Annotated in this window: 8 protein-coding genes; 7 read left to right on the top strand and 1 reads right to left on the bottom strand. The window is 35.0% G+C overall.

What is annotated here, in order from left to right; all coding sequences use genetic code 11:
* Positions 1-12: 12 nt before the first annotated feature.
* Positions 13-1,398, bottom strand: a complete 1,386-nt coding sequence (gene leuC, locus P8M54_RS12840; RefSeq protein WP_300288320.1) for a 3-isopropylmalate dehydratase large subunit — start codon at positions 1,396-1,398, stop codon at positions 13-15.
* A 740-nt stretch (positions 1,399-2,138) separates the two neighbouring features.
* On the opposite strand from leuC, the gene P8M54_RS12835 reads away from it, so the two are divergent.
* From P8M54_RS12835 to P8M54_RS12805, 7 genes are all read left to right on the top strand, one after another.
* Entirely contained in the window at positions 2,139-3,215 is a 1,077-nt protein-coding gene (locus P8M54_RS12835) for a helix-turn-helix transcriptional regulator (RefSeq protein WP_300288319.1), read from the top strand.
* Between the two features lie 327 nt (positions 3,216-3,542).
* A complete protein-coding gene (locus tag P8M54_RS12830) occupies positions 3,543-4,007 on the top strand; it encodes a leucine-rich repeat domain-containing protein (RefSeq protein ID WP_300288317.1) in 465 nt (154 codons plus the stop codon).
* A gap of 123 nt (positions 4,008-4,130) precedes the next feature.
* A complete protein-coding gene (locus P8M54_RS12825) occupies positions 4,131-4,457 on the top strand; it encodes a hypothetical protein (protein WP_300288316.1) in 327 nt (108 codons plus the stop codon).
* A 207-nt stretch (positions 4,458-4,664) separates the two neighbouring features.
* The gene (locus P8M54_RS12820; protein WP_300288314.1) at positions 4,665-6,089 is read left to right on the top strand and encodes a proton-conducting transporter membrane subunit; all 1,425 of its coding nucleotides are present in this window, start codon (positions 4,665-4,667) and stop codon (positions 6,087-6,089) included.
* A gap of 7 nt (positions 6,090-6,096) precedes the next feature.
* The gene (locus P8M54_RS12815) at positions 6,097-8,457 is read left to right on the top strand and encodes a DUF2309 domain-containing protein (protein WP_300288312.1); all 2,361 of its coding nucleotides are present in this window, start codon (positions 6,097-6,099) and stop codon (positions 8,455-8,457) included.
* A 327-nt stretch (positions 8,458-8,784) separates the two neighbouring features.
* The gene (locus tag P8M54_RS12810; protein WP_300288311.1) at positions 8,785-10,380 is read left to right on the top strand and encodes a hypothetical protein; all 1,596 of its coding nucleotides are present in this window, start codon (positions 8,785-8,787) and stop codon (positions 10,378-10,380) included.
* Between the two features lie 213 nt (positions 10,381-10,593).
* On the top strand, positions 10,594-11,062 hold a 469-nt coding region (locus tag P8M54_RS12805), incomplete at its 3' end, for a 3'-5' exonuclease (RefSeq protein WP_300288310.1).

Genomic DNA, 11,062 nt, shown 5'->3' with positions numbered 1-11,062 from the left:
TAATAAATTGCTTTATGCCGGATTAGTTACTACACCACTTATAGCACATGCTGCTGCAACCAATGGGCTTGCTAGCAAGGTACGTGCTTTGGGGCCTTGACGACCTTCAAAGTTACGGTTGGTAGTTGAAACTGCGTATTTACCAGCAGGAACTTTATCGGGGTTCATGGCTAAACAAGCCGAACATCCTGGTTGACGCAGTACAAATCCAGACTCTGTAAGAATGTCAAGTAAACCTTCTTCTTTAATTTGGGCTTCGACAACATGCGAGCCTGGTACTAACCATGCGGTTACGTTATCAGCTTTTTTACGACCTTTTACAATATCAGTAAACGCTCTGAAATCTTCAATACGACCATTAGTACAGCTTCCTAGAAACACAAAGTCAATTGGTTTTCCTATCATAACATCATCTTCTTCAAATCCCATATAGGCCAAAGATTTCTTGTAGGTTTCAGCTCCACCTAACACTTGACTCGCATTTGGAATGCTTTTAGAAATTCCAATTCCCATTCCCGGGTTAGTACCGTAGGTAATCATCGGTTCGATATCTGCGGCGTCGATATGTAGCTCTGAGTCAAATTTTGCGTCGGCATCTGTTTTTAATGTTTTCCAATAAGCCACTGCCTTTGTCCATTCTTCTCCCTTTGGTGCGTATAATCTGCCTTCAAGAAAATCAAATGTTTTTTGGTCGGGAGCAATCATTCCGCCACGCGCGCCCATTTCGATAGAAAGGTTACATACAGTCATACGGCCTTCCATAGACATTTCTTCGAAAACATTTCCGGCATATTCGGCAAAATATCCTGTTCCACCAGAGGTAGATAATTGAGAAATAATATATAAAGCCACATCTTTAGGACCTACACCTTTACTGAGGGTTCCGTTTACGTTGATGCGCATTTTCTTTGGTTTCGGTTGCATGATACATTGCGTAGCAAGTACCATTTCAACCTCTGAAGTTCCAATCCCAAAAGCAATCGCTCCAAAAGCACCGTGTGTTGACGTGTGTGAATCACCGCATACGATAGTGGCTCCTGGTAAGGTAATTCCGTTTTCAGGACCTACTACGTGTACGATTCCGTTTTTATCATGACCTAGACCCCAGTGCGAAATACCATATTCGGCGGCATTATCTTCGAGTGCTTTTAGTTGGTTAGCTGATAAAGGATCCTCAACTGGAAGGTGCTGATTAATTGTTGGTGTATTATGATCTGCTGTTGCAAAAGTGCGTTGGGGATATAAAACGGGAATATTTCTAGATTTCAATCCCAAAAAAGCTACTGGACTTGTTACTTCGTGGATAAAATGGCGGTCAATAAAAAACACGTCGGGTCCATCCTCAATTTTGCGAACAACATGTGCATCCCATACTTTATCAAATAATGTCTTACTCATTGTAATGATTTTAATTTCTAATTTTTACAATGCCAGTTTTTCTAGCGCTTGTAATAGAAAACAAAATTAAAAAAAGAGAGGAAGTCGTCAATTTGTGTATTTGGTTTTATACGATACCCAAAGTACGATATTGCTCATGCGATTGTCTTTTAAGATAGGATAACACATTTTTTAGTTTTGAAGAAAAAGCAATAAAGTGATTACTAATCACTGATATTGTTGTTTGTGACATGTTTTTTTTTGTTAATTATGAAATTATTCACCTGTTTTTAGTTCAATTTTGAAGGATTTAGATGGTTTTTATGTGAAAATTCGAAAAAATGTATTTTTTATATTTATTTTTTTGTATCGTCAATTACTCTAAAATGAGCGTTATTATCATGCTATTATAGTTTGTTTTTTGTTTCTTGATTACGAAGTTCAAAAAAATGTTACGTTGTCTTTTAATTTGGTTTTGCCTATTATTGATAGGATTTTAACTGTGTCCTAACTTTTTTAATAAACAGTAATAATTAAATTTCGTGAAGTTGCCTTTAAATATTTTCTTTTTATAAATTTATTTTTATTGTCAACAAGTTATTGATGACATTTAGGGGTTTATACGTGTTTTACGATTTCTTTATTTTTTGTTAATTTGCATTCAGTTTAATTTATTTTGCTGTTTGCTTTTCTTGAGATTATTTATTTGGGATAATTATTAGAAAAGAATTTAATATTAATTTTAAGTTTACAACACATATATGGGTCTGTCAAAGTGGTTTCAATTTATTACACCTAATTTTCAGTTCTACCGAGATGGTTTTTTTGAATTTCCTTTTGTGGCAAACACACCAGAATTATTCATAGCCTCCACCATAAAAAGCCCAGGAAGTAAGCATTATCTTGAAGAGCAGCTAGTGGTTAGGAATAATCCTTTTATTAGGGGATCGATGCGCTATCGAAATATTGACGAAGGATTATGGTTAACGATAACAGAGCTGGAGTTTAAGCATGATAGTGTAATTAAATCGGTATACGATCCAAAGATACCAAGTGATCATTACTCGATTACTTTTTCAGTTTTTGAAAGTGAGGTTAAATTAAATAATGTTTTCATAGACAAGATGCCTTTTAAAAATAAATTCTGGGCTTTTAAAAAACCTGGTGTTGATGTAGGTGCTTGTTTTTACAAAGGTTCTAAATGTTTGTTTTATATTTACTACGTAAGCCCTTGCTGGCTTCAAAAACATATACCGCTAGATCAATTAGACAATAAAATGCCTTTTAAGAATTTTTTAGATTCAGATAAAGGCTTCGTATCTTATCAAGATATCGTTCCAAATGCGGTTGAGTTATCACAGGAAATTCTGAATACTTTTAAAACTTTTAACGAAAATATTTTGAACAAAACAATTTTAAAGTCACAATCTTTAAGCTTGTTAACTTCTTTTTTTAATAATGTTTTTTTGGATGAACGTAAAAATGATTATGAGGAGCAAGGATCTGTTGATTATAAAAAAATAGCTAAGTGTGAATTATTAATTACTACAAATTTATCAGAGCAATTTGGAGGTATCGATGCACTTGCCGAAAAGCTTGATATTTCTCCTTCAAAATTAAAAAGTGATTTTAAATCAGTCTATGGGGTTTCGATTTTGCAGTATATAATTGAAAAAAAAATGGAGTTAGCGTTGCAATTACTTCAAAATACAGCTATGCAAGTAAAACAAATTGCGATAGAGGTAGGCTACGATAGTCCTAGTAAATTTAGTGCCACATTTAAGAAAAGATTCAATAAATTACCGTCTGATCTACGTCCCGATGTAACAATAAATTAGGCAAATCATTTATATCCACTCATAGTGGCAAACGTTGCTAATAATAATTTCAAAATTATTTGAACTTTTCTTATTTTAAATTTTGTATGTTGTTTTTTAGTAAATGTTATTGATTTGTGTTGCATAAATTAAGAAGTATCTATTATTATTAATGCAAGCGAATGAGCTGGTTGCTTATTTTTATCAAGTTTCTTCTTAAAAAAAACTTCAAAATGTCCGATTGGACTATTCAAATGAACTTTGATGTATTACTGTTTTTAAGTAATATAAAATTAAAAAGTTACGAAGAAAAAACTACTCTTATTTTTAGTATTGTTGTCGATAAGTTTGGCTTCTGCACAAACCAACTTTGAAGAAGGCGGTCTTAAATATTCTTATGGTGGTAATGTTGAAAACAATGTTTCAGTAGTTGGTTATTCATTTTATGAACCTTTTGTATCTATAAACAACCACGCAGTGGTATATTATAACGGGACTAGTTACATCGTAACCTGTATTGCAATTAATGCATTTAGGTGCTATTCTTTTTCATATATAAGTATACCTGACTCGGTTACTATTATTGGAAATAGTACATTTGATGGGTGCCCTTTCCTTACGCAAGTAGTTTTTAGCGATAGCAGTAAGCTTGGTACTATTGGAGATGGTGCATTTTCAAACAGTGGTTTGTCCTCCATAAATATGTCTGCCTCGGTTGCTTCTATTGGAGAAGGTGCTTTTGCTCGTACCCGCTTAACTTCGGTAACTATCGGAGCTGCTGTAACATCTATTGGATCACTTTGTGTTTGCTGACTGTCGTGATTTAAAAGCGCTAATTTGCAAAATCGCAACACCTTTAACTATTGATTCAAGTGTTTTTCCTTTCTTTTACCAAAGTTTTGGTACTTTATATGTCCGCGTTGCAAGTATTACTGCTTGTTCATTGAAAACTTACCTGAGTATGTTTTTGGAAGTCAGAACAATTATCAAGCGACGGGCGAGTACCAAACAAAAGGAATAGTGATGAGTACGTTTGAACTTGGATTTACTTTTGAAATGGGAATGAAGCATTCAGTGTCCACAGCAATGTTTTTAGATATGGGTTATGGAACTGTAATTGACCAAAAACAAGGGGAATCCTTTATAGGTTATAACCCAACTGGAATAACAGAAAGGAAAGCAAATGGATTATACAGCACAGCTAAAAATGCTAGTATAAAACCAATTGCTTTTGGGTTAACCTTAGGATTGAATTTTTTGTAAAAAAATAGTAATAGAATTAGTTAAAAAGGTCTTGAGAAATCAAGGCCTTTTTTTGTGGTTTATTTTCAAATTTATTTCAGTCGCACAGTTTTTTCGCCGTATTTCATAAATAAATTTTATGTATGGCATAACAAATATAAATAAAAATTTATGTATTAAAAGTGTGAAATTTGCGGCAGAATTGATAACACCTAATTAAAAAATCGAATGTTAGCAAAAAATCAGCAACTCTTACCAGCCTTTAAAATCACCAATTATTTATTGTGGATTTTGTTTTTGGCCAACTTCTTCGCATTGATAATTTACTTTCCCAGTATTCCTGAGTGGCGCTATGGGAATCTATTAAAAGTAAATTGCTTTACGCTTCTTATATGGACACTAGTAACTTTTTTTAGTGCCATCGTTAATAGTTATGGTAAAAAATATTTAAGTGGTTTTAGGTATCATACTAAATTTGTAATGTTGTGTTTGGGTTTTACCGGCTCGATCATGATTTTTGTAATGGCTAACCATTTAGTCCTTATCCTAGGCATGTGGCTTGCTATGGGTATTTTCATGTCCCAATTGATCGGTGTTGATAAAGACTGGCCCGAAGCAAAAGCGGCAGCAGCATTCGCGCTAAAGTATTTTTTAGCGGGAAGCGTTTTTTTGAGTACTGGAGTCATTTTATTGGCGTACCAAACGGATGACTTTACTCTTACCGGACTCTGTGCCAAAGTTAAGGATGTACCACACTATCTGACTGTAGTTGTTGCTTTGTGCATTATTACGGCGGCTATAATTCAATCAGCTATTTATCCTTTTCATAGATGGTTGCTTTCTGCAATGACAGCTCCTACGCCGGCATCGGCTTTAATGCATGCTGGATTTGTAAATGGATCGGGTCTATTGCTTACCTTATTTTCTACCGTTCTATTTACAGCTAATACTTTAATTATTCTTTTAATAATTGGAGGTGTGACCGCTATTTTTGCTCAATTTGCCAAGTTACTTCAGGTTAATGTAAAGCAAAAGCTTGCTTGCTCTACCATCGCTCAAATGGGGTTTATGATCATGCAATGTGGTTTAGGATTTTTCAATGCTGCTGTAGTACACTTAATTCTGCATGGATTTTACAAAGCGTATTTGTTCTTGTCTGCTGGAGAAGAGATAGAACTCTCTCAACCATCGAAGCCTAAAAATAGTAGCATTAAACCCGTCCAGGCAGTTGCTGTACTTTTCTTTGGGATTTTAGGCGCCCTTTTATTTGCATATTTAACTGGAAAAGGATTGGCGCTCAATAGCGGATTGTTTCTTGTTCTAATTGTTGCGATTACTGTTGGGCAGGTGGCCTACAATATTGTAAAAGAGGATAACTTAACGGTAGTTCAAAAAATAGTATCACCCTCCCTTTTATTTTTTGTTGGGATTGTAATTTACGCCTTTTTCTATAATGCAATCACAGTTATAATGAGTGACTTGCCAATGATCGATTTACCTATTGCCCTTTCTACTATAGAAGTAATTTTTGGAATAGTATTCCTATCTGGTTTTTTTATAATGAAACTAGGCATATATCGCAATTTTCCTTGGTTGTACGTTCAATTATTAAATAGCTCTCAGCCTAACAAAAAAACGGTTTTTAACAAGTAAAACAAGCATGATGAATTCAAAATTTCAAAAAAGTATCGATGCAGCAGCTCTAGTTGTTGGTAAGACCTGGCCTTTGTATTCCTTTGTTACCTCAAATCCTTTAGCTGGTTACGAAAAAATGTCATTTGAAAAGGCAGTGTTGCTAGCAAAGGACCAGCTCAATGCAAATGTTTTTCCAGAAGCTTCGGTATTTGCGCAAGCTTTAGCAAAAGGAGAAATTAATGAGCAAATACTTGTAGCGCTACTAAAAGAACATAATTTTTTAGCTCCAGTTACTGATTACTTGCGACAAATGGGAGTTTCAACTACTCATGATCACAAGAAAACAAATCAACTTTTAAATGCTATTATGTCCAAATGGCTAGCTGCTTTTATGGATGAAGGCTTGGCTGAGTGGGAAATGCCAAATAAGGAAGACGGATTTTATAAAGCTTGGCGCAAATTAGCAATCTACGACACGGATTTGCCAAAAACAGCATTACATGAAATCCCAAAAACGAGTGAAGAGGCTTTAAAAGTTGCTACAGAAGGATATACTAGCACTGAATATGAAAAAATATTTACCAATCATTTGGCTGCTTTGCCGGGTTGGACGGGGTATATCAACTACCGCCTAGTATCTGGTTCTCAATGGCAGGAGGAATATCCAATTAGTTTAACTGACTATTTAGCCGTACGACTTTGGATAGCAAAAAAGTTAAAAATTGAGATTTACGCTGAAAACAAATCGCATGGTGAACCAACTTCAATTTCAAAACTGCAGTATGTTTGGTTACAAGCCTGGGAAAAAAGTTGGCAAGAACAGTTATTAGCCACTTTGAGTCAAAAACAAGGGAAATTAATAAATGAGGATGCTAAACTTCCTGAGGCGCAAATGGTTTTTTGTATTGATACCCGTTCTGAACTAATACGCAGACATGTAGAGAGCAAAGGAAATTATGAAACCTTTGGATATGCGGGATTCTTTGGTATAGCCATGGATTATAAGAACTTGAGTGATGGAATTACTAGAAAATCATGTCCGCCAATCGTGGGTTCCGCCTATCTCGTTACTGAAACAGCGCAACCGTTCCAAAAAGCAAAAGTCTACGATTTCAAAAAGCAAAAGGAGTTACTAAAATTCAAAGACTATTTTTTGAAAAGAATGAAAAACATGCTGCCATCTGCTTTTGGATTTGTTGAAGGGTCAGGTTTTTTTTATGGTTTGTCATTAATAGCACGAACACTGCAACCAGGTTGGCTATACCGACTTACTCAAAAACAAGGTACGGAATTAGAAACGATTTGTGAACCTCAAATAACTAGCAGTTGTTCAGGTGAGGAATTTGAGATAAGCCTTCCGCTCAACCAAAAAGTGGCTATTGTGAAATCAGCTTTCGATTTAATGGGGTGGAAACAATTTGCACCTCTAGTTCTTTTTATTGGTCACGGTAGTCATTCCGCTAATAATGCTTTTGGTTCGAGTTTGGATTGTGGCGCTTGTGCGGCAAGCCCAGGTAGACACAATGCGCGCATGCTAGCAAAATTAGCCAATCAACCAGAGGTTCAATTAGCCTTAAAAGTAGAATATGGAATTGAAATACCAGTGAATACATTATTTATTGGCGGTGAGCACAACACTACAACGGACGAAATTGTATTATTTGATGCAGCAGTTCCAAAAAACCGTGAAGCTGAACTTTCTAATTTTAAAGTAGCTTTGAACCAAGCACAACAAACCGCTACTCAAGAGCGTCTAGGTAGTGTTAAGGATAGTGTGTTAAAAGCACAAGCCAAGGCAAATGATTGGGCCGAAACTAGACCTGAATGGGGCTTGGCGAAGAACGCGGCTTTTGTCATAGGTTCAAGGGAACTGACTAAACATAATAATTTGGACGGTCGTTGTTTTCTTCATTCCTATGATTGGGAAATGGATGATACAGGGAAAGCGCTAGAGGGAATCATGCAAGGTCCAATGGTGGTAACCCAGTGGATCAATAATCATTATTATTTCTCTACTGTTGATAACGCTATTTTTGGTGGAGGTTCGAAAATAACGCACAATGTAACGGGTAAATTTGGCGTAGTACAAGGTAATGGAGGTGATTTAAAAATGGGACTGCCTTTACAGTCTCTAATGCAGACCGATCTTGAAATGTACCACCAGCCATTGCGTTTGTCGGTAGTGATTCATGCGCCGGTCTCAAGAGTTTCCGAAATAATTCTGCGAAATGAAAATCTACAAGAGCTACTCAATAACGAATGGATTTATTTGTTAGTTATGGACCCACTTGAAGCAAATAAAGTGCAACAGTACAATAAAAATGGCAAATGGTTCAATGTTGTTCTTGAGAGTAAAAATAAAGAGGTTGAGTTGATGCCTGTTTAATACTGTTTTGTAATTAGAAAGAAAGCCGTTTCCCAGAAGGAGGCGGGTTTTTATTTTTAATTCGAAAAAAAATCGAAAGCGAGCAATAGTGTTTGCTTTTATAGTCAAGACTGAGACTTTTAATTGTCCATTTTAATGTCCCAATATATTACATCTTAATCAAACACTTTTTAGCTTAAGTTATTATTAGCTAATAGTTTAAAAGATTTTATGTCTAATGATTATTTAGCGATTTTGGAGGTAAAGTAGTGTGTAAAAGTATATCTTTGGCTTTTTCTTGTTAAAATTCAGTACTTTCTGATTTTTAAACAGTTATGATTTTTAGAGATGAAATCTACAAACTTGTCAATCTTCTTTATCGCTATACTTATATGTTGCTCTTACGTTGGGTACGGTCAAGATGTTAATATATACAGTGGTATTGATACTGAAAATGTTTTGTCTTATAAAGTTGATGAGGTTATTAACACTCAATTTGGAGGAAGTACCACGCATTATAACGTGTCAAATTTATTGCTTATTAGTAAAGTTAGCCTTGGTCCGGGAAATTTAAGGATTATTACACCTATTTATAAAGACGGTAGGGCTACTAAAAAATATTATGTAGAAACCGAGAACTTAGAACAAGGACGGTCCAAAAAGCGCAAACCAAATGTGGTTTATGAAATTATAATAGAAGATGATCAAGCCACCAAAGGTAACAGTTATAGCAATGGTTCACTTGACAAAAATAAAGTTACTCTACCACCTAAAAGATTTATACCCATAAAAAAAGCACTATATTCTAAACCTCCAACAAACAGTGTAAAATCTAAAGAAAAAGTTGATAACGATACAATCACCCGCGAATTACAGCCCAAAACGGGTGCAAATCAAAAGCAAAATAGTATTCCTAACAGGGTCAAAACTACCAAAATAGTTACTTCGAAGCAATTAGTTAGAAAACAATACATAAGTAAAACCACGGATTTAATTGCTAGTAATTCTAGAGATGTAGATCATAAATCGACTTCTGAAAAAGTAGTACATGCAGATGAATATTCTCAAAAAATATCTTCAGAAAAGCTGAAAAAAGGAAACGAGAATAAAAGTAAGAGAAGTAGAAGACGGAAAAATCGAAGGAGTAAAAAATTAAATCTATCTCAAGAGAGTGCAGCACTTACAAAAGTATATTCCTACAAAATTAGAGAACAAAAAGCTAGTATAATAGAGGATAGTGTTTCAGATGAAAGTTTAAAAAATAAATTAAAAGAGACATTAGGGAATAAGTTACAGTTATCTTCTAAAGCTTTAAAACTGCACGATAGCCGTGTCAATAAAGATAAAAATGAGCGCATAACATCCGATTCAAAAAACGACAACGATGCGAAGAGTAAAAAGGAAGCGCGTAGAGCTCTAAGAGAGAAAAGAAGAAAGGAGTCAGTAAATTATCGCTCATTAGATAATTCAAGTAAAAGAGCTAAACTAACCAAGGAAACAAGTAATGGTAGTCCTAAACTACTTGAATTAAAAACACAGGTTAGCGCTATTAACACAGTTGAATCTGTTGATATTGTTACCGTATATTTGAGTTCACTTACTCCAAGCACTTTGTTTTCGCTAAGTACTATGACGGCTAAAGCGGTTGTCAAAGCTGAGCAGCCCATCGCTAGAAAAACCTCAATCACTATTAATGTTATCGAAGTTTATGAAAGGGTAGCGCTTAAGGGGTATATGTCTCTTGATATGTTTCAAAAAATAGCGGACTCTCATTTTTTTAAAGAAGATATGGAGAAAGCGGCAATATGGTATGAAAAACTGTTTGCTTTTACAAATAAAGTAGAGCCGGTCTATTATTTTAGATATGGTATTGCTTTGCAAAAAATAGGAAAATCTGCAAAGGGTGACAAAATGATTGAAAAATTCAATGAATTAAACAAATAGCCTCCCTGCTGCTTTTTATCTAGACATATATTTATATTTTTATAGCGTAATGTGATTGCAATGGTGGCTAAAATCGAAAAGCACCATTACCTAATTTGACAGCATGTCTTGATATTTGTTAATAACTTCCCCTTTACATTGGTTTTAAAAAAACCTAAATTTGAAGTTCCTTTTTAGTAAAAACTAAAAGTTGCAACCTGCTCAATTACAACTATGTATTTAATATTCGATACTGAAACTACTGGATTACCAAAGCGTTGGGACGCTCCTATAACTGATTCGGCTAACTGGCCCCGCTGTATTCAAATTGCATGGCAATTGCATGATGAGATGGGAAACCTTATCGAACATCAAGATTATTTGATCAAGCCTGATGGGTTCAATATACCTTATGATGCCGAGCGTATTCACGGTATTTCGACTGAATTAGCAGCTGCTGAAGGAATTTCGCTTTCCGAAGTTTTAGAGAAATTTAATATCGCGTTAAGTAAGTCAAAATTTATTGTGGGTCAAAATTTAGGTTTTGACGTCAATATCATGGGAGCAGAATTTCACCGCATGGCTGTCGATTCTCCCATGGCTACAATGCCAGTTTTAGACACTTGTACTGAGGTGACAGCAAAATTATTGCAATTACCTGGAGGCCGAGGGGGTAAGTTTAAATTACCTACTTTGACGGAGT

Source organism: Flavobacterium sp. (assembly GCF_029242675.1).
In the GTDB taxonomy this organism is placed as follows: Bacteria; Bacteroidota; Bacteroidia; order Flavobacteriales; family Flavobacteriaceae; genus Flavobacterium.
This window is presented reverse-complemented; position numbering and strand designations above follow the sequence as displayed.